The 19,414-nt window shown below is 71.4% G+C and carries 18 protein-coding genes and 1 pseudogene; 12 read left to right on the forward strand and 7 right to left on the reverse strand.

The window, feature by feature from the left end:
- The first annotated feature begins 84 nt into the window (after positions 1–84).
- The 4 genes from rsfS to ACIBO8_RS05585 are packed head-to-tail and all read left to right on the forward strand — an operon-like array spanning position 85 to position 2,426.
- Complete coding sequence (gene rsfS / locus ACIBO8_RS05570) at positions 85–483, forward strand: ribosome silencing factor (RefSeq protein WP_396113932.1); 399 nt, start codon at positions 85–87, stop codon at positions 481–483.
- Positions 480–1,118 carry a histidine phosphatase family protein gene (locus ACIBO8_RS05575; RefSeq protein WP_396113933.1) on the forward strand — a complete coding sequence of 213 codons (639 nt, stop codon included), beginning with the start codon at positions 480–482 and terminating at the stop codon, positions 1,116–1,118. Before rsfS ends, ACIBO8_RS05575 begins: the two co-directional genes overlap by 4 nt.
- 48 nt (positions 1,119–1,166) lie before the next feature.
- The gene (locus ACIBO8_RS05580; protein ID WP_396113934.1) at positions 1,167–1,553 is read left to right on the forward strand and encodes a hypothetical protein; all 387 of its coding nucleotides are present in this window, start codon (positions 1,167–1,169) and stop codon (positions 1,551–1,553) included.
- Positions 1,554–1,577: 24 nt separating this feature from the next.
- Positions 1,578–2,426: a DegV family protein gene (locus ACIBO8_RS05585; RefSeq protein WP_396113935.1), complete on the forward strand. Its 849-nt coding sequence runs from the start codon at positions 1,578–1,580 to the stop codon at positions 2,424–2,426.
- Positions 2,427–2,469: 43 nt separating this feature from the next.
- Here ACIBO8_RS05585 and ACIBO8_RS05590 read toward each other — a convergent pair whose 3' ends face one another.
- The gene (locus ACIBO8_RS05590; protein ID WP_396113936.1) at positions 2,470–3,429 is read right to left on the reverse strand and encodes a hypothetical protein; all 960 of its coding nucleotides are present in this window, start codon (positions 3,427–3,429) and stop codon (positions 2,470–2,472) included.
- Between the two features lie 387 nt (positions 3,430–3,816).
- On the reverse strand, positions 3,817–4,626 hold the full coding sequence (locus ACIBO8_RS05595) for a putative protein N(5)-glutamine methyltransferase (RefSeq protein ID WP_396113937.1): 810 nt from the start codon (positions 4,624–4,626) through the stop codon (positions 3,817–3,819).
- 508 nt (positions 4,627–5,134) lie between these two features.
- Between ACIBO8_RS05595 and ACIBO8_RS05600 the strand changes: the two genes are divergently transcribed.
- The 3 genes from ACIBO8_RS05600 (at position 5,135) to ACIBO8_RS05610 (ending at position 9,119) form a co-directional block, all read left to right on the forward strand.
- Positions 5,135–5,896: a helix-hairpin-helix domain-containing protein gene (locus ACIBO8_RS05600; protein WP_396113938.1), complete on the forward strand. Its 762-nt coding sequence runs from the start codon at positions 5,135–5,137 to the stop codon at positions 5,894–5,896.
- Between the two features lie 62 nt (positions 5,897–5,958).
- Complete coding sequence (locus tag ACIBO8_RS05605) at positions 5,959–8,262, forward strand: ComEC/Rec2 family competence protein (RefSeq protein WP_396114722.1); 2,304 nt, start codon at positions 5,959–5,961, stop codon at positions 8,260–8,262.
- Positions 8,263–8,375: 113 nt separating this feature from the next.
- The gene (locus ACIBO8_RS05610; protein WP_396113939.1) at positions 8,376–9,119 is read left to right on the forward strand and encodes an SDR family oxidoreductase; all 744 of its coding nucleotides are present in this window, start codon (positions 8,376–8,378) and stop codon (positions 9,117–9,119) included.
- Between the two features lies 1 nt (position 9,120).
- Here the strand turns inward: ACIBO8_RS05610 and ACIBO8_RS05615 are convergent, their stop codons facing one another.
- The 4 genes and pseudogenes from ACIBO8_RS05615 to rpsT form a co-directional block, all read right to left on the reverse strand.
- Positions 9,121–9,633, reverse strand: a complete 513-nt coding sequence (locus tag ACIBO8_RS05615) for an LAGLIDADG family homing endonuclease (RefSeq protein WP_396113940.1) — start codon at positions 9,631–9,633, stop codon at positions 9,121–9,123.
- A gap of 688 nt (positions 9,634–10,321) precedes the next feature.
- A pseudogene (locus tag ACIBO8_RS05620) lies at positions 10,322–10,522 on the reverse strand (hypothetical protein); the annotation flags it as partial.
- A gap of 62 nt (positions 10,523–10,584) precedes the next feature.
- Positions 10,585–11,568 carry a DNA polymerase III subunit delta gene (gene holA / locus ACIBO8_RS05625; RefSeq protein WP_396114723.1) on the reverse strand — a complete coding sequence of 328 codons (984 nt, stop codon included), beginning with the start codon at positions 11,566–11,568 and terminating at the stop codon, positions 10,585–10,587.
- Positions 11,569–12,342: 774 nt separating this feature from the next.
- Complete coding sequence (rpsT, locus tag ACIBO8_RS05630; RefSeq protein ID WP_396113941.1) at positions 12,343–12,609, reverse strand: 30S ribosomal protein S20; 267 nt, start codon at positions 12,607–12,609, stop codon at positions 12,343–12,345.
- A 688-nt stretch (positions 12,610–13,297) separates the two neighbouring features.
- On the opposite strand from rpsT, the gene ACIBO8_RS05635 reads away from it, so the two are divergent.
- Both ACIBO8_RS05635 and ACIBO8_RS05640 read left to right on the forward strand, forming a co-directional pair.
- On the forward strand, positions 13,298–13,633 hold the full coding sequence (locus ACIBO8_RS05635) for a hypothetical protein (RefSeq protein WP_396113942.1): 336 nt from the start codon (positions 13,298–13,300) through the stop codon (positions 13,631–13,633).
- Positions 13,634–13,841: 208 nt separating this feature from the next.
- Entirely contained in the window at positions 13,842–14,720 is an 879-nt protein-coding gene (locus tag ACIBO8_RS05640) for a phytanoyl-CoA dioxygenase family protein (RefSeq protein WP_396113943.1), read from the forward strand.
- Between the two features lie 3 nt (positions 14,721–14,723).
- Here ACIBO8_RS05640 and ACIBO8_RS05645 read toward each other — a convergent pair whose 3' ends face one another.
- The gene (locus ACIBO8_RS05645; protein WP_396113944.1) at positions 14,724–15,680 is read right to left on the reverse strand and encodes a phosphotransferase family protein; all 957 of its coding nucleotides are present in this window, start codon (positions 15,678–15,680) and stop codon (positions 14,724–14,726) included.
- A 52-nt stretch (positions 15,681–15,732) separates the two neighbouring features.
- Here ACIBO8_RS05645 and ACIBO8_RS05650 point away from each other — a divergent pair, with 52 nt between their 5' ends.
- The 3 genes from ACIBO8_RS05650 to lepA all read left to right on the forward strand — a co-directional run bounded on the left by ACIBO8_RS05650 (position 15,733) and on the right by lepA (position 19,400).
- A complete protein-coding gene (locus ACIBO8_RS05650) occupies positions 15,733–16,266 on the forward strand; it encodes a DUF4240 domain-containing protein (protein WP_396113945.1) in 534 nt (177 codons plus the stop codon).
- 155 nt (positions 16,267–16,421) lie between these two features.
- Positions 16,422–17,213, forward strand: a complete 792-nt coding sequence (locus ACIBO8_RS05655) for an MOSC domain-containing protein (RefSeq protein ID WP_396113946.1) — start codon at positions 16,422–16,424, stop codon at positions 17,211–17,213.
- Positions 17,214–17,522: 309 nt separating this feature from the next.
- Positions 17,523–19,400, forward strand: a complete 1,878-nt coding sequence (lepA, locus tag ACIBO8_RS05660; protein WP_396113947.1) for a translation elongation factor 4 — start codon at positions 17,523–17,525, stop codon at positions 19,398–19,400.
- Positions 19,401–19,414: the final 14 nt, after the last annotated feature.

A 19,414-nucleotide genomic window follows, 5' to 3' on the forward strand; every position in this document is an offset into this window, starting at 1 on the left:
CCGCTTCCGGGCTGTTTGTCCGTGTCGGGTTGTCACACCCGTGTGAGAGGCTTAGTACCTCTGGAACCGAACGAGGGGAGACCGGTGCCCGTCACCGACCGCGCCCGCGAGCTCGCGCTGACGGCGGCGCAGGCCGCCGCGGACAAGAAGGCGCAGGACATCGTCGTCATCGACGTCGCCGAGCAGCTCTACATCACCGACGCGTTCGTCATCGCGTCGGCCTCCAACGAGCGGCAGGTCGTCGCCATCGTCGACGCCGTCGAGGAAGCGCTGCTCAACCTGCCGGAGAAGGCCAAGCCGGTCCGCCGTGAGGGCGAGCGCCAGGGACGCTGGGTGCTCCTCGACTACGTCGACGTGGTCGTCCACATCCAGCACAGCGAGGAGCGGGAGTTCTACGCCCTCGACAAGCTGTGGAAGGACTGCCCGACGATCCCGTTCGTCGACCGCGACATGGTCGAGGCAGACTCCACCGGCGCCGCATGACCACGACCCGCCTCATCGTCTGGCGGCACGGCAACACCGACTGGAACGCGGCCAACCGCGTCCAGGGGCAGTCCGACGTACCGCTGAACGCCCTGGGCGAGCAGCAGGCCGTCGACGCCGCCGAGCTGCTCGTCCGGTTGCGGCCGGCCGCCCTGGTCTCCAGCGACCTGCGCCGCGCGGTGGACACCGCGGCCGCCCTGGCCGCCCTGACGGGCCTGTCGGTCAAGCACGACGAGCGCCTGCGCGAGCGCAACTTCGGCGCCTGGCAGGGACTCACCATGGCCGAGGTCGCCGAGACCCGCCCCGACGAGCACGCCCGCTGGAAGTCCGGCGCCGACGTGGTCGGCGGCGGCGTCGAGACGCTGGACGACCTGGGCAAGCGGGTCGCCGACGCGTTCCAGAGCGCGGCCGAGTCCGTGCCCGCCGGCGCGACCGTCGTCGTCGCCACGCACGGCGCCGCGGCTCGGCAAGGCCTCGGCCACCTGCTCGGCTGGCCGCGCGAGCAGCTGCGAACCCTGCGGGCGCTGCAGAACTGCCACTGGGTCGAGCTCACCCACGACGACGTGCGCGGGTGGCAGCTGGCGGCCTACAACGTCGGCCCGTTCTCGGACCGGCCTGTCCCGCCGCCTGTGTGACGGACCACCGGTGGAACGGAACGGCGTCCCGGTAGCGTCCAAGGCACCATGACCTTCACACGGATGACCCTGCTCGCCACCACCGCGGTGGCACTGTCCGTGGCGGGATGTGCCAACGGCAGCTCCGAGCCTTCGTCGGCACCTGCCTCTTCCGCCGTTCCCTCTTCGGCCGTTCCCTCCGCCGTTCCCTCTTCGGCGGTTCCCTCCGCCGTCCCGTCTGCCGGGCCCGGCACGATCTCCGGGACGGTCACCGCCGGCGTCGAGCCCAACTGCCTGCTCGTGGACGACCACCTGCTGATCTTCAACGACGACAAGCTCAAGGCGGTCGCCGAGGAAGGCGCCACGGTGACCGTCACCGGCCGCACGGAACCGGGCATGATGACCACCTGTATGCAGGGAACACCGTTCATCGTGACGGCGATCCGCGCGAAGTAGGCGGCAATCCGTTACGGTGCCCGCATGGCCGTCGCGGTTGTCACCGACTCCACCGCGTACCTGCCGTCCGAGTTGAACGGGACGTACGACCTCACCGTCGTACCGCTCACGGTCGTCATCAACGGCGACGAAGGCCTGGAAGGCAAGGAGATCTCCCCGGCTCAGGTGGCCCGCGCGCTGAGCGGCCGCCGCTGGGCCGTCAGCACGTCACGGCCGGCTCCGGAGCAGTTCGCGGACGCGTACCGGAACCTCCTGGAGGCGGGCGCCGACGGCATCGTTTCGATCCACCTGTCGTCGAAGCTCTCCGGCACCTACGACGCGGCCTCGCTGGCCGCGGCGGCGGTCGGGCCGCGCGTCCAGGTCGTGGACAGCGGCACGACCGGCATGGGGCTGGGCTTCGCGGCGCTCGCCGCGGCCGCGGCATCGCGCCGCCACGAAACCCTCGAAGGGGTACGCCAGGCAGCTGTCGACCACTCCACGCGGATCAGCACGCTCTTCTACGTGGACACGCTGGAGTTCCTGCGACGCGGCGGACGCATCGGTGCCGCCTCCGCCCTGCTCGGCACCGCGCTGTCGGTCAAGCCGATCCTGCACGTGGTGGACGGGGCGATCGTCGTACGGGACAAGGTCCGCACGGCGGGGCGGGCGCTGGCGCGGCTGGTGGACCTGGCGGTAGAAGCCTCGGGGGACGGGGAGGTGGACATCGCGGTGCACCACCTGGAGGCGGAGGACCGGGCAGCGGCGCTGGCGGATGCGGTGTCGGTGCGGCTGGGGGATCGGTTGCGGGACTGCTACATCACCGAGATCGGGGCGGTGGTGGCGGCGCATGTCGGTCCGGGAGTGGCGGGTGTGGTGGTTCACCGGCGGGGGTAGCGGCCTGCTCTTTCTTTCTGCCTTTCTTGTTCGACGGGCGGGGTCAGGGCTCGGTGGGCCAGGCTTCTGCACGCCACCGCTCCGGGAGCAGGTTCTGGGCGGTCAGGTGGCCGCTGAACTCGTCCCAGGGGCGCACCGTGTCGCCGTACTGCACCTCGTCGGCCTCGGGGAGCAGCGCGGGCCCGTTCTCCGGCCACACCGCCCGCGTACGCCCGTCGTCCGTGATCAGCAACTCGGCCGCGAGGGGCAGGTGCTCCGCTTGGCGCGCGTACGCCCATGACGCGAGGACGGCCTCGGCGCGGCGTACGCAGATCCAGTACGGGCTGCCCGGCTCCGCCTCGTACGGCACCGTGCGGCCGTGCTCGTCCGAGACGTACGCCATCGGGGTGATCGCCCGCGGAGAGTGCAGGAAAGCGGCCTCGGACTGGGCGAACAGCTCGGGAAGGTGATCGCTGCCGTCGGCCGTGATCAGCAGCGTGCCGCGTTCCGGGGCGAAGGCGACCGGACGGCCACCCACCTGCTCGGCCAGCCCGGCGAGCCAGCCGTCGAGCAGCAGGTGCGACGTCCAGTACGAGTCGCCGTCGTCGACGAACTGCACGACGAGCGGCTCGTCGGCCACCCCGACCAGCTTGGCGCCGGACAGGTTCGCCCGGGCTGCCGCGAAGACCTCGTCGTCGGTGACACCCCACCCGTGCTCGGCGTTGACGTACGTCATGGTGTCCGGCTGGTCCACCACGACGTACTCGGCCAGGAAAGGCAGCGCAGGACGGCTCAACGGCGTGGAGACATCGGCCGGGGGCGTAGCGCCGCGCAGCACGGGACGCAGCAGCGGCCGAGCCTCCGCCCAGGTGGCGGGAAGGCCGGGAGCACGCAGCAGCGCGGCGACGAACTGAGCCACCCGGCCCCGCCGCACCTCGTCGAGCCGCAGCACGGTCGGCTCGTCATCCCCGGGACGCGTGAACCGCACCGAGAAGGACGCGGAGTGATACCGAGCGTCCCGCATGCCGGCCCGGCGCAAGCGCCTGATGACCTGACTGGCCAGACGCGCCCGGGCAACCCTCCGGAACAAGCCCACGGCGCTCGTGCCCTCCCCGCGTATCGGTGGGGCGCCGACCTTATCGCCTCGATCGGGCGGCTGTCACGACCGGATTCGCCGCCCTCTCTCATGGCGGACACCGCCGCGGCCGCACGGCGGACACCCTGCTCGACGGCCGCACGGCGGAGACCTTGCTCGACGGCCGCACGGCGGACGCCCCTCTCGACGGCCGCATGCGGCATTGCAGGTCGGCGCATCGCGAGATGCTGCCCACGGACCGCGGGCAGGTCGCCATCTGCCGTGAACCCGGCACCAGCGGGTGATGTCTGCCAGCCCCGCACCGCCCAGCGCCCGCTACGGCTCGCGATGCGCTCGGGTGGCCGTCACGACAGTGGCTTCCAGGTCGTCGTCGGAGTGGACCGCCGGACGCAGGCCCGCCGCGCGCACGGCCTCGGTCGCCGGCGCGATCTGATCGGTGGTGATCTCGGACAGCAACAGCCCGCCGGGCGACAGCCACGCCCCGGCCTCGGCGACAGCGGCCCGGAAAACGTCGAGCCCGTCCTCGCCGCCGTCCAGGGCCGTGTGCGGCTCGTGCAGGCGCGCCTCGGCCGGAAGGAACGGAATATGCCGGGTAGCGACATAGGGCACATTGGCGAGCAGCACGTCGATCCGGCCGCGAAGCTGCTCCGGCAGCGCCTCGAAGAGATCACCCTGGTAGGCGTTCCCGCCGAGGTTGTCTCGAGCGCAGGCGACAGCGGCGGGGTCACTGTCCGCGGCATGAAGGTCGATCCCGGGCACGCGATGACGAACAGCCATCCCGAGAGCACCGGAGCCGCAGCAGAGGTCGACGACGACACACGGGACCTCCTCTCCTCCGGTTCTTCCGGCGGCCTCCGCGGTCGCCAGGGTGACCAGTAGCTCGCTGCGGACGCGCGGGACGAACACCCCGGGGCGGAGCCGGACTCGTACCCCACAGAAGTCGGCATACCCGACGACCTGTTCCAGGGGCTCACCGTCGGCCCGCCGCCGCACCATCTCCCACAACGTCTCGGCATCGGCCGCGGCCTCACCGATCACCGCCGCCTCATCCTCGGCGAACACGCAGCCCGCGGCCCGCAGCCGCACGATCGCCTCGGCCAGATCAGTTTCCCGTACGGATGTCATCAAGCTCCCGTTGTCCACAATGCGCGGTTGTCCACAGGCGGCGGCGCGGCTCAGCACCGCCGAAGCCTACGTTGCCCGGGTGCGTCAGGAGAGCAACCCCGAAGCGGCCGTACGCGCCAGGCTCGAGTCCGTCCTGGCTCCGCCTGCGGAGCCATCGCCGTGGGCCTCCCCTCCGGCGGCTCTCCATCCCGCTTCCGCGGCTCCTCGGCCCTTCTTGTCCACGCCGCAGCCGGTCCGGCTCTCCGCGTCCACAGCGGGCAGGCCACCGCAGACCTCGTCGTCGGTAAGGGATTGGCCCGTGCCGGGCGGTTCACCCCTGGATTGGGCCGATGTCGTTCCTGGGTGGTCGAACGCCATTCCGGGATGGCCCCATGATGCCGCCGGCTGGCCCGACGACATCACCTTCACCGTGGAATCCGACACCGCATCCCCCGAACCGTCCCTGCGCGTCCGTGACCACTCCGGTCAGGCACCGCCGTCAGCCGGATTCGGGAGCGAAGAACCGCCGGTGGACCTCGCGTACCGGCCTGCCTGGACGGCACCCGACGCGCCGGACCCTGATCGCACGCCCGCGCTCAGCGGTGCCGGGGCCTTCGACAGCCGTCCCGGCACACCGTGGAGTCTCTTCGACCCGGGGCGGCGCGGCGTCAAGGCGCTCGCCGCCGTCGCGCTCGTCGTGGTGCTCGCAGCAGCGGTGCTCGCCTGGCGCTCACGCCCCCAGGTCGATCCGGTGGCGAACCCGATCAACGCCACGGCTCCGGCGCTCGACGGCGGCCCGGCAGGAACGGGCGGTCTGGCGGCGAACGCCACCCGGCCCGGATCCGCGGCATCAGGGCCGCCGGAAGTCGTCGTGGCCGTCGGCGGCAAGGTCCGCAAGCCCGGCCTCGTGCAACTGCCCCCGGGGGCACGGGTCGCCGATGCACTGCGGGCCGCCGGTGGTGCTCAACCCGGCGTGGACGTAGCGCCGCTCAACCTTGCCCGCAAGGTCGTCGACGGCGAGCTCATCATGGTCGGCGTCGCGCTACCGGCGGGGGCTGCTGTTACCGCGCCCGCGGGTGGCACCGGCCCGGCGGTGGGCGGCCTGGTCAACCTCAACACCGCTACCCTCGCCGAGCTCGACACGCTGCCCGGCGTCGGACCGGTACTGGCCCAGCGGATCCTCGACGCGCGGGACGCTCAGGGCGGCTTCAAGGCCGTCAGTGACCTGCGCAAGGTGGACGGCATCGGTGCGGCTCGCTTCGAGCAGCTCAAGGATCTGGTGACGGTGTGAAGCCGCCGGATCTGCGGCTCGCCGGCTTCGCCGTCGCCGTGTGGCTGTCCGCGCTCGCCGCGATGCACGCGTCATCCCGCGCCGGCCTGCTCATCGGCGTTGTGGCGCTGGTCGCAGCCCCGGCCGTGGGAGCAGCCGGGCCGCGGGCCGCACGATGGTGGCCGGCGATGCGCCGTCGTTGGCCGGCGGGGCGGTCGGCCGCACGGTGGGTGGCTGTGTCCGTGCTGCTCGGCGCCGGCTGCGGGGCCGTCGCCACCGCCGCACGGGTCGGCATACGGGAGGCCGGTCCGCTGGCGGCCCTGGTCGACGCCGGTGCCACGGTACGGGTGGACGTCATCGTTCGTGACGACCCCCGGGCCATCCACGGCTCACCGGGTCTTCCGCCGACGTACCTCGTACCCGTGGAGCTGATCGGCGTCCACCCGGACGACGCGCCCCTGGTGCGGCTTTCGGCCCGTGCGCTCCTGCTCGGTGCCGATCCGGCCTGGCGGTCGTTGCTGCCGGGGCAGCACGCCTCGGCCACCGGAAAGCTCTTGAAGCCACGGGGCGGTGACCTGCGTGCGGCAGTGGTATCGGTGAAGGACCCGCCGCGGCTCGTGGGCCGGTCGTCCTGGGCGCAGCGCGCCGCCGGCAGGCTCCGAGCCGGGCTGCAACGAGCCTGCGCGCCGCTGCCCGACGACGTCGGCGGCCTGCTGCCCGGGCTCGTCGTCGGGGACACGAGCCGACTGGACCCATCCCTCGAGGAGGACTTCCGCACGACCGGGATGACCCATCTCAATGCGGTCAGTGGCGCCAACGTGGCGATCATCCTCGGCGTCGTGCTCTTCCTCGTACGGTGGGCACGCGCCGGTCCGGTCCTGGCGGCGCTGATCTGCGCGGTGGCGCTCGCCGGGTTCGTCATCCTCGCCCGGCCGTCGCCGAGCGTCGTGCGGGCCGCTGCGATGGGGGCGATCGGACTCGTCGGACTCGCGGCAGGGCGGCCCCGGGCGGCCGTACCCGCGCTGGCCGCCGGGGTGGCGGTTCTCGTCCTGGTCGACCCGGAACTGGCCGGCGACGCCGGGTTCACCCTGTCCGTGCTGGCGACGGGCGGGCTGCTGCTCCTGGCACCGCATTGGCGCGACGCGTTGTGCTGGCGCGGGTGGCCGGCACCGGCGGCCGAGGCGCTGGCCGTGCCCGCCGCGGCGCAGGTCACCTGCGGGCCCGTGGTGGCGGCCATCTCGGGCTCGGTCAGCCTGGTGGCGGTGCCGGCGAATCTGCTGGTCGTGCCCGCCATCGCCCCGGCAACGCTGCTGGGTGTGTCGGCGGCTGTGCTGTCGCCGATCTGGCCGGCCGCCGCCGAGGCCGTTGCTTGGACCGCCCAGTGGCCCGCGCGGTGGCTCGTGGTCGTGGCCGCGTACGGGGCGCGGGTGCCCGCCGGGGCGGTGCCGTGGCCGGGCGGGATCGCCGGGGCGCTGTTGCTGGCGGCGCTCACCGTTGCCCTGCTCGTGGCGGCGCGCAGGCCGGTGGTGCGGCGGCTGGTCGCGGTCGTGGCGGCCGGGGCGGTGGTCGGTGCCCTGCCCGTACGGTTGCTGGCGTCCGGATGGCCCCCGCCGCGCTGGATCGTCGTGACCTGTGCGGTCGGGCAGGGTGACGCCGTCGTGCTGCCGGCGGGGCCGGGGCGGGCTGTCGTGATCGACGCCGGGCCCGAGCCCGAGGCGGTCGACCGATGCCTGCGCCGGCTGGGCGTCCGGCAGGTCGTGCTGTTCGTGGTCAGCCACTTCCACGTGGACCACATCGGCGGCGTGGCGGGCGTGTTCCGGCGCAGGACGGTGGCGGGAGTGATCACCCCCGACTGGCCCGAGCCCCCGGGCGGCCGCGCCGCGGTGGCCGCCCAGGCCGTCGCCGCCCGGACGCCGATGGTCGCGGTTCGTCCCGGCTGGACGTACGCGGCGGGAGGCCTGGTGCTGACCGTGATCGGGCCGTTCGAGCCGCTGCACGGGACGAACTCCGACCCCAACAACAACTCGCTGGTGGTCCGCGCCCGGGTGGACGGGCTGACGGTGCTGCTGCCCGGGGATGCGGAGACCGAAGAGCAACAAGAGCTGCTCAACCACCTCGGATCCCAGGCGGTACGCGCGGATGTGTTGAAGGTCCCGCACCACGGAAGCGCCTACCAGCTGCCGGAGTTCCTCGACGCGGTGGACCCGGCGGTTGCCCTGGTCTCGGTGGGGCGGGACAACGACTACGGGCACCCGAATGCGTCGCTGCTCGGGCGGTTGAGGCGGGACGGGGCGCGGGTGCTGCGTACGGACGAGGGAGGTGATCTCGCGGCGGTGCGTACGGGAGCAGGCCTGGCCGTCGTAGCCCGGGGCGACCCACCGGCCTGAGCGGCCTCGCACTCCTGTCACGTTCCGGTGGGCTGCCTCGTCCCTGATGCGACGGGTTTCCCGCCCGTGAGGTCGCTCAGTACCTCACGGGGGTCGAGCAAAGGAGCGGGACGATGAAGGTTGCCATCGCCGGGGGTACCGGGCTCACCGGACGTCATGTCGCCGAGGCGCTGACCGGCGCGGGGCATGAGGTGGTGGTGCTGGCCCGGGGGCGCGGTGTCGACCTGCTCACCGGGGCCGGCCTCGACGCCGCGCTCCCCGGTGTGGATGTCACGGTCGACGTCAGCAACGTGACCACGATGAAGCGGGAGGTCGCGGTCGGGTTCTTCGAGCGCGCCGGCCGCAACCTGGTGGATGCGGCCGCCCGGGCGGGGGTACGCCATCACGTGGTGCTGTCGATCGTCGGGATCGACCGGGTCAGGACCGGCTACTACGAGGGGAAGCTTCGGCAGGAGCAGGTGGTCCGGGACGGTGGCGTGCCGTGGAGCGTACTGCGGGCGACCCAGTTCCATGAGTTCGCCGGGCAGCTGCTGGAGCGGCTCCCGGGGCCGATCGCGGTCGTGCCCGCGATGAAGGTGCAGCCGGTCGCGGTGCGGGAGGTGGCCGAGGCGCTGGCCGCACTGGCGGTGGGGGAGCCTCGGGGCATGGCCGGCGACCTGGCCGGGCCGCGGGTGGAGTCGCTGGTGGGCATGGCGCGACGGCTCATCGCGGCGGGCGGCGCGCGACGACGGCCGGTGATGCCGCTCTGGGTGCCGGGACCGATGGGGCGCGGTGGGCTGCTGCCGACCGGGCCGGGGCCCCGCGGGACGGAGACCTTCGACGAGTGGCTCACCGCGCGTCGGTACGCGGACCGCTGACTCAGGGCTGCGTCGCGCGGCGCTCCAGGTAGCGCCTCTCGGCCGCTTGGGCGCAGGGCCTGCAACGCCGGTACCGCTTCTCCGTGCCGTTGCGGCGTTCGGTGCGCCATACCGTGTTGGCCTCGTTGACCTCGTGCCCGTTCTTGCAAACGTCGTCGCGCCGGAGGTGGGTGCCGACGCCGGGGCTGCGGGCGATGTGCTCGAGAACCTCACGGGCGCGGGCGGCGCGGCGGTCACCGAACCAGGGCAGGAGCAGCGTCAGGAGCTCCTCGACGCGGGCGTGCCCGCTCAACCGCCACTGGTACTGAATCTTGTGTCGGGGATTGCCGCTGCTGTTGCTCCGGGCCGTGATGCCGTTGCAGGGCACCAGCGCCTGAACCCGCTCGAGCACGTCCCGGTCCGTCATCACGATGGAGAGCCGCGTCAGGCCGTTCTTCCCGATCTCCATGCAGCCCTCGCCTTCGAACAGACCGGCGAGCCAGGCGACGTCCACATCGCGCAATGGGAGAGTCACCCGCTCGAGCCTAGGGGAGAGCGTTCACCCGGCAGCGGCCAAGGATCACACCAGGCGTCGCAGGGCTCGGGGCGAGGGGCTACCTGGCGACGCCGCCCCCACCGAAGCGCCGAGATCCTCGTGCCGCACCACCTCCAGGCAGGGGATCTACCGAGGCCTACTCGTAGCGCCGGGCGGCGGATTGGCGCGCGCGTTGCTGCTGGTCGTCCGGGGTTGCAGGGCGGTGCGGTGGGTTCAGGTCGGTGAGGAAGCGGGTCGGGGCGTCGGCCGGGTAGGGCTCGGGAAAAGGGATGTCGTGGCGGCGGACATCGTCGCCGGTTGCTGATCCGCGAGGTGGGTCTGCCGCGGGGCTCAGCGCTCCTCCGGGCTGGGCGATCATCGAAGGTGGGAGCCGGACCGTTTCCGCTCCCGGAGAATTGAGCCCCCCGCGGCCGCCCGCCGGGCCACCCAACCCGCTCACCGCCCCGCGTCCGCCCAACGGGCTGCCACCCGTCGTCGCCCCGCCCGCCGTGAAGGTACTGGCCGGACGGCCACCGCCAGCAAACCCGCTGGCCGCAAAGCGGCCACCGTCCAACCCGCTTACCTGAGCGCCGCCCGCTGCCTCGAACCCGGTCCCCGCGGGCAACCCCGAGGAACCAACCGTCCCGGACCGCCCGATCGGGGCTCCCACGGACGCCCCAAGGGGCGCCACCGCCGAAGAAGTCCTGGTCAAAGCTCCGGCGACCACGTCATTGAGCTTGACCATCACCGCCACGGTCACCGGCAGCACGAGCACACCCCACCAGCTGACCAGCTCGGCCAGCGCCAGCAGGATGCCGAGGGCGACCGCGCCCTCCAGGAACACGAAGCACAGGAACCCGCTGGGCGCGAGGTACTGCAGGCCCAACATCCGTGCGTAGAGCGGCTGCCGGCGTACCTCGTCCCGGGACAACCCGGCGCGACGGGACCGTGTCACCGGGCACCCCCCGACTGCCGGGCCCGGGCCACCGCGAACACGGCCTGCTCCAGCGCGTATCCCCGGTCCTCCGAGCCGCCCTTGACCGCGGCGTTGCAGTCGGCGGCCGCGCGCATCGCGTCGACGAGGCCCTCGGGCGACCAGCCGCGGCTGCGCTCCTGGGCCTTCTGGATCTTCCAGGCGGGCATGCCGAGCGAGCTGGCCATCTGGTAGGGATTGCCCCGCCCGGCGGACGCCACCCGCGCAACCGTACGCACGCCGTCCGCAATGGCGTCGGCGATCGGCACCGGGTCGACCCCGACGTGCAGCGCCCAGCGCAGCGCCTCGAGCGCCCCGGGCACGTCGCCGACCATCGCCGCATCGGCCACAGCGAACCCGCTGACCTCCGCGCGTCCCTTGTAGTAGCGAGCCACGACGGCAGCGCTGATCTTGCCGTCGGTGTCGGCCAGCAGCTGCGAGCACGCGGCGGCGATCTCTCGCAGGTCGGTGCCGACCGCCTGCAGCAGCGCGGAAGCGGCAGCCTCGTCGCATCGCCCCCCGTGGCGCCGGAACTCGTCCCGCACGAAGGCGATCCGCTCCCGATCGCCCTTGAGCTTCACCGCGGGCACCACGGTCGCCCCGGCCGCCTTCAGCCCGTCGGCGAACGCCTTCCCCTTGGCGGCACCGAGGTGCGCGACGATCAGCGTCACATCAGGATCGGGACTCTTCGCGTACGCCAGGAGCGCAGCGGCAAGGTCCTTGCGCGCATCCTGCCCGCCGCGGACGACAAGCACCCGCCGGCCACCGAACAACGAAGGGCTGAGCATCTCCGCGACCTCACCGGCAGCGAGCTGACCGGCCTCGTACTCCCGGACGTCCGCACCCGCATCGAACTCCCGCGCCTCCTCGACCGCAGCGGCGATCGCCCGGGCGGCGAGCAACTCCTCGTCACCGAGGACGAGGAGGACGGCGGGGGGAGGTGCGCTGTTCACGCCCAGAATCTTTGCACGCCGGTCCGACACTTCCGCGAGCCTCACTCCTGGGCGCAGCCGTCTGATCATCGAACGCGAAACCAGACATATCGGCATTCCACCATGCCCGCTGCGTGCACAACCGCCTCGATCAGGCGGGACGATCACCCGCCGGCCCCGACGTGATCCGACGCACATGTCGACCGATAGCCGGGGGTCGAACCGAACACAAGGCCTAACCCGGGCGTGTCGGTTCTTTCTTTCGGCCTCTTTTTCGGTACGGGCATCCGAAAGCCCCGTGGCACCCGGCCCGGCACCTGCCGTCCCGGCCTGATCACGCCCGCATCCGCCCGGCAGCGTGCACCCGTCCCGGCTGCACGCCCCACTGGCGCGGGGCGACCCCGGGGCCACGTGGGGCACCGGAGGATCGAACGCTGCTGCATGAAGCGGCGCGCGTCTCGGTGTAGGTGTCCGGCGCTACACGCAAGGCGTGATCGCGCCGCCCGTCGCGGCACGCGAGGTCGCTGGCGAAAGGTGTGACGACCGACGGCGGGCATGAGGGCGTCACGGACGGAGCGGCGCAGGCCGGCCGACGACGCCCAGCCTGCTGCGGCGCGGGGCCCGATCTTGCGGCCGATGGTGGGCGTCGCGGCCCCGGCACCGGGACCACGGTGTTCTGCATCACCGGCCGGGACCGGGACTCGGATACGACTCAGGCACCGCTGGGCCCGAAGGCCCGGCGGTGCCCGGAGTGTGGTTCATGGCCCGATCGCGCCTACGAGCACGACCGGGGCCGGTCCGCTATCAGGCAGACAGCGAGGCGATCCGCTTGGCGATGGCCGACTTGCGGTTCGCCGCCTGGTTCTTGTGGATGACGCCCTTGCTCGCGGCCTTGTCGAGCTGGCGCGAGGCGTCACGCAGCAGCGCGGTGGCCGTCTCGACGTTGCCGGCCTCGCTCGCCTCGTTCAGCTTGCGGATCACGGTCTTCAGCGACGACTTGACCGACTTGTTGCGCAGCCGGGCCTTCTCGTTCTGCCGGTTGCGCTTGATCTGGGACTTGATGTTCGCCACGCGACAGCCTTGTCCTGACTAGTTCGGATGATGTACTCGGACGGTGGCGACCGCAGCACACAGCAACGCGTCACCACACGCGACGAACCAATGTATCAGGCCTGATGAGGCCACCCAAAATCGAGCGGTCCTCACCTGCGCCATCGGTCCGGTGTGCTGCCCCCAACCGCTGGTGGGCGACGGCCGGCGAGCAGCTAGCCACCGCGTGGCGGGCCACGGTGCGCGAGCCGGGCGGGTGGCGCTCGACGTTGGGTAAGCCTGGCGAGGCCGCCGGGCCGTGGCCGGCCGCGGTCAAGGTGGTGGCCGAGCCGGCTGGTGGGCGTCCGGCTGTGGTCAAGGCGGTGGCCGAGCCGGCTGGTGGGCGTCCGGCTGTGGTCAAGGCGGTGGCCGAGCCGGCTGGTGGGCGCCCCGCCGTGCTCAAGGCGGTCGCGAATCTCCGGGTGGGCGCCGGCCGTGCTCAAGGCGGTGGCCGAGCCTCCGGGTGGGCAAGCCCGCGGGCGGGCAATGCGGTTGCCGGCCTATGCGTAGGCACCTGGCGTGATCAAGCAGTGGGCCAGCGCCGGCGGGTGGGCGAGGCGGTGAGCAAGCCTGCGGGTGGGCGCCGGGGCGTGGTGAGGCGGTGGCCAAGCCTGGCGGTGGGCGCCGGGCTGTGAGCAAGGGGCCCAGCCTGGCGGGTGGGCGCCGGGCCGTGAGCAAGGGGTGGCCCAGCCTGGCGGGTGGGCGCGCGGCCGTGGCCAAGGCGGTGGCCAAGCTCCGGGTGTGCGCCTGGGGCGGCCCGGCGTGGGGGAGCCTGGCGGGTGGGCGCGCGGCCGTGGCCAAGGCGGTGGCCAAGCTCCGGGTGGGCGCCTGGGCGGCGCGGGAGCGGTCAGTGGCGGCAAGCCGGCGGGACGCGAGCCGGACGGTGACCGGTGAGCTCGCGGCCGTGCGGGAGGCCGCCTCCGTCTCCGCCGTCACTGAACGAAAACTCGGCGGACCCACCACACCGGACTTTACTCCGGTATCACGGCCATCGATCGCAGAATGAACGAGTCGATTCTCCGTACCGATAGATGTTTGTCGTATTAGACGAATTCCTCACTACCGGCCGTGCGTGATCCATCGCCCGGCGGAGCTGCGAAAATTCGTTGCGTTGCGATGCCACGCGGTACCCCGGAATCGGCGTCTTCTCAAGTGCAGACTCGTCCCGCCTACCCCCGGAATCGAGTGATCGCGTGCTGTCGCATATTCAACCCTTGACGCTGAGCGGGTACGAACCGCTGACTCCTGAACAACGCGCCGAATTTCTTGAGCGGGGCGTCGTGCTCATCCGTGGTGCTCTCGCCGAGGACCATCGCCGGCGTCTCGAGGATGCCGTCGACCGGGTCTACGCCGAGGAGCGGGCGGCGGGGCGCGTACGTGACGACGGCGTCCTTCACCTGCTCGGCTTCCTGCCTCGCGACGACGAGTTCGGTGACCTTCTCACGCACCCCGCTGTTTTCCCGTACATATGGGGAACCGCCGGCTGGAACATCTACAGCCACCACAACCATCTGGATGTCACGCCGCCCGGCCGGCGCGCGGAAAAGCCGTCGTGGGGTTGGCATCAGGACGGATATCGCCAGAATTCGGATCCGGAGACGCTCGATCCGATGCAGCCGCGGCCGATGCTGTCGCTCAAGGTCGGCTACGTGTTGTCGGATCTCTCGCGGACCGGGCGTGGGGCGACGAAAGTGATTCCGGGCAGCCATCTGCGCAACACGTTGGAGCGGACGCCGGACGATGCCGATCCGTTGAACGCCATCGAGATCACCGCTGACCCGGGTGACGCGTTCATCTTCGACCGGCGGCTGTGGCATTCCCGGTCCCCGAACACCAGTGCGGTGACGCGCAAGATGCTGTTCGTCGGGTATACGTACCGATGGATCCGGCCCCTCGACGACATGACGATCGACCGGAACGGCGCGTGGTGGCGCAATCGCACGCCGGTGCAGCGGCAACTGCTCGGCGAATCGCCCGACACCATCAACTACTGGGGCGTGAAATGGAACGGCTATGTCGACGAGGACATCCCGTTGCGTCGTGAGTTGCGTGAGCGGGGTCTGCTCACCAGGTCGGTGCCATGGCTGCGGTGACCGTCAGGTCCGCCACGCCCGCCGTGACGCAAGCCACGCGAGCGCCTGCTGTCCGCTGAAGCGCTGGTGTTGCCGGCTGTGGGGCGACGCGCTGCTCGGCCCGCCGGCCGCACGGGTCAGCCAGTAGCCGCTCATCGCCGCCAGCACGCCGTCCACGCCCGCGTCCGGCGCTTCCCACGGTTCGAGCAGACCATCGACATCAAGCCCGCTCGCGTACGCCGTGACGAGCAGCGTCACCGTGTCGAACCACGGCGCGCCCAGACACGGCCACGTCCAGTCGCAGAGCCACGGGTGGCCGTACCGATCAATCATGATGTTGTCGATGCGCAGGTCGCCGTGGAGCATGCCGGTCCCGGCGACCAGCGTGGGCAGCTCCTGCTCGAGGGCGGCGAGTTCGTCCAGGTGTGCGCCGACCCACTTGGGCGCGGGGGGCAGCGGCGCGCGCCGGGCGGCGATCTCGGACCACCAGGACAGCTCCGCGCGCACGATGTCGCTCAGCCTCGGCAGCCCGGGCGTCGTGGGTGTGGTCAGAGCATCCGCCGCAGCCCGCCAGCCGTCCAGCGCCGCCGTCAGCTCCCTGGGAAGCCAGGGGAGCGACGGTACGTGCCCCTCGATCGCCTCCATGCACAGCACGAAGTGGTCCGCCGCGACCAGCGTCCAGCGTGGCCGCGGTGCCGGAACCGCCGACGGCAGTGCGGCTGTGACGGACGCCTCACGCGCGTACCCGTCGGCCAGGGGTTCGGTCAGCGCAACCGCCTTGAGGAAGGCGCGCTGGCCGGCCGACGTCTCGACGACGGCCGCGAAAGCCCTGGTGAAGCCCCCGCTCGCGGTGGTCGATGCGATCACCCGGGCGCCGAGCCGCTCCTCGATCGCGGCCCGCAGGGCCAACGGCAAATCCCACCAATCCGGGCGTACGGCGGTAGCACCGTAGGCGATCTCGGGCAGCGATACCGGACGCATGCCCCCATCCTGCCTCCCCGGTTTTGTCGTACCCGGCTGGCAGGCTGTGGCCATGAGAACGGACGACTTCTGGGCGGTCATCGACCGGGCGACCGCCGACCGGCCGGGTTCGCCCGACGAGGTGGCCAAACGCGCCACCGCCGAGCTGGCTGCCCTCGACCCCGCCGACATCGAGGCCTGGGGCCGCCACCTCGACAAGGTCATGGCCGCCTCCGGCAAGGAGGACCTCTGGGCCGCGGCCTACCTGATCAACGGCGGCTGCTCGGACGACGGCTTCGACAACTTCCGCGGCTGGCTGATCGCCAACGGCCGCGAGGTCCTCGCCCGGGCGGTCCGCGACCCCGACTCCCTCGCCGACCTCCCGTCCGTCCGAGCCGCCGCCTCGACCGGTGCCGTGTTCGAGGCGGAGGAGGTGCTGACGATCGCGGAGGAGGCGTACCGGCAGGCAACCGGGGAGGACCTCCCGCCGCGAGAGGCGTCGTCGGGCCGCCCGGACCCGTCGATGCTCTGGGACTTCGACGACGAGGAGGAGATGCAGCGCCGCCTGCCGCGGCTGTCCTCCTTGTTCCTCGAGCCGCCGGAGTAGGTGGGCTCTGGTCACCCCGCAAGACCACCGACCCAGCCCCGGCAAGACCGCCGGCCACCCCGCGCGGGAAGTCCCCGGCCGTTCAGCCCGGTGAGACGTCCATGCCGCGGGAACGGGGTCGAGGTGGGAAGCGAGGAACGGACAGAGTGGTGGCCATGAGCGTTCATGAAGCAACCCGCGGCGAACCGTCTCCGCAGGGCGTCGTCGCGGCGGTGAGCTGCAACGACGCGTACTCGTTCAGCAAGCCCAACCGCCCTGCCATCGAGCTCGTCGCGGGCCTGGGGGTGCGGGGCGACGTCCACGCCGGCGTCACGGTCCGGCATCGCAGCCGCGTGGCCGCCGATCCGACGCAGCCGAATCTGCGCCAGGTCCATCTCATTCCGGCCGAGCTGCATGACCAGGTCAGAGGGGTCGGTCACGAGGTTCCGGCCGGTGGTCTCGGTGAGAACGTGACGACCTCCGGTCTGGACCTCTTCGGCCTCCCGTGTGGAACCGTTCTCCGTTTCGGACCGCCTCCACCCGTTCCCGGAAACGGGTCACGGAACGGTGAGCCGGTGTCCACACGTGGTGCACGGGGTGATGAGCAGACGCACGGCAACGGACCTGGGGACGTTGTGGCCGCCGCTGAGCAGACATCGCTCGATGCCGCCACCGCGGGGGCGGTCGCCGTGCTCAGCGCTGTGATCGAGGCCGAAGCCGCGCGGGGCGGTTCGGCCGATCCGCGGGCCGCGGTCGTGATCACCGGGCTGCGCAACCCCTGTCAGCAGATCAACCGCTTCAGTCCCGGCCTGCTCAAGGAGGTGCTCGGCAAGGACTCCGACGGCAATCTGGTGCGTCGAGCCGGAGTCATGGCCGTCGTCCTGCGCGGCGGGACCGTGCGGCCGGGCGACCCGATAGCTGTGGAGGTCCCGGCCGTCGTCCCGCACCGCGCCCTCGACCGCGTCTGATCGCTTCCTGGCTGCGGTGAGGAGGACACCGACCCGTGGTTCGAGTCCCAGGCCGCCGGTGCGGGACACCGGACGGAGCCCGAACCGGACCGAGCCCGGACCATCCGGGCCGAAGGCCGATCAATCTCCTCGGAACCCGTCCACACACGCACGATGGCCGGCACCCGCGGAGCCGCCGACCCCCGGCCCGCGGCCTCGCGCATCGGGTCTTGTCCGGCACGGGTTCGCGGCGTGGGACGATAGGAGGGCCGGACCTCGTACCGGTTGCCAGTTCGGCAGGTCAGACCTGATTGAGAAGAACGGACGAACGTGCCTGGACCGCTCGACCCCGGCGTGAACATCATCGGAGCGACCGATCCGGGTCGTATCCGCAATTTCTGCATCATCGCGCACATCGACCACGGCAAGTCGACGCTGGCCGACCGGATGCTGCAGATCACCGGCGTGGTCGACCCGCGGCAGATGCGGGCGCAGTACCTCGACCGGATGGACATCGAGCGTGAGCGTGGCATCACGATCAAGAGCCAGGCCGTTCGCATGCCCTGGGTCGTGCGGGAGGGCGAGCAGAAGGGCGAGTCCGCCGTCCTCAACATGATCGACACTCCCGGGCACGTCGACTTCACGTACGAGGTGTCCCGGAGTCTTGCCGCGTGCGAGGGGGCCGTTCTCCTCGTCGACGCCGCGCAGGGGATCGAGGCGCAGACGCTGGCCAACCTGTACCTGGCCATGGAGAACGATCTGCACATCGTGCCCGTACTGAACAAGATCGACCTCCCGGCCGCCCAGCCCGAGAAGTATGCCGAGGAGCTCGCCAAGCTCATCGGGTGCGAGCCCGGCGACGTGCTGAAGGTGTCCGGCAAGACCGGGCAGGGTGTCGAGCACCTGCTGGACGAGATCGTCCGGCAGTTCCAGCCGCCGGTGGGTGACGCCGACGCGCCGGCCCGGGCGATGATCTTCGACTCGGTGTACGACGTGTACCGGGGCGTGGTCACGTATGTCCGGGTCGTGGACGGGCGGATCGAGGCCCGGGACCGGATCAAGATGATGTCGACCGGGGCCGTGCACGAGCTGCTCGAGATCGGGGTGGTCTCGCCCGAGATGGAGAAGGCCGGTGCCCTCGGGGTGGGCGAGGTCGGCTACCTGATCACGGGTGTCAAGGACGTACGGCAGTCGCGGGTCGGTGACACCGTGACCGGCAACTCGCGGCCGGCCAAGGAGGCCCTCGGCGGGTACAAGGATCCCAAGCCGATGGTGTACTCCGGTCTCTACCCGATCGACGGCTCCGACTACCCGGCGTTGCGGGACGCGCTCGACAAGCTCAAGCTCAACGACGCTGCGCTCACGTACGAACCGGAGACCTCCGCCGCGCTCGGGTTCGGTTTCCGGTGCGGGTTCCTCGGGCTGCTGCACCTGGAGATCATCGGGGAGCGGCTGGAGCGGGAGTTCAACCTCGATCTGATCTCCACCGCGCCGAACGTGGTCTACCAGGTGATCACCGAGGACATGCAGGAGCACGTCGTCACCAACCCGAGCGAGTTTCCGACCGGGAAGATCGCCGAGATCCACGAGCCGATGGTGCGAGCCACGGTGCTGGTGCCCAACGAGTACGTGGGTGCGGTCATGGAGCTGTGCCAGAGCCGCCGCGGCAACCTGCTCGGAATGGAGTACCTGTCCGCCGAGCGGGTCGAGCTGCGGTACACGCTGCCCCTCGCGGAGATCATCTTCGACTTCTTCGACCAGCTCAAGAGCAAGACCAAGGGGTACGCCTCCCTGGACTACGAGCCCTCGGGCGAGCAGGTCGCCGACCTGGTGAAGGTGGACATCCTGCTGCACGGCGAGCCGGTGGACGCGTTCAGCGCGATCGTGCACAAGGACAAGGCGTACAACTACGGCGTCACGATGGCGTCGAAGCTGCAGAAGCTCATTCCGCGGCAGCAGTTCGAGGTGCCGATCCAGGCTGCGATCGGCAGCCGCATCATCGCCCGGGAGACGATCCGGGCCATCCGCAAGGACGTGCTCGCCAAGTGCTACGGCGGTGACATCAGCCGTAAGCGCAAGCTGCTCGAGAAGCAGAAGGAAGGCAAGAAGCGGATGAAGATGGTGGGCCGCGTGGAGGTGCCGCAGGAGGCCTTCATCGCCGCGCTGTCGACCTCCGACGCCCCGGACGCCAAGGGCACCAAGAAGTAAGAGACGCCGGCGCC

Source organism: Actinoplanes sp. NPDC049681 (assembly GCF_044465265.1).
Taxonomy (GTDB): domain Bacteria; phylum Actinomycetota; class Actinomycetes; order Mycobacteriales; family Micromonosporaceae; genus Actinoplanes.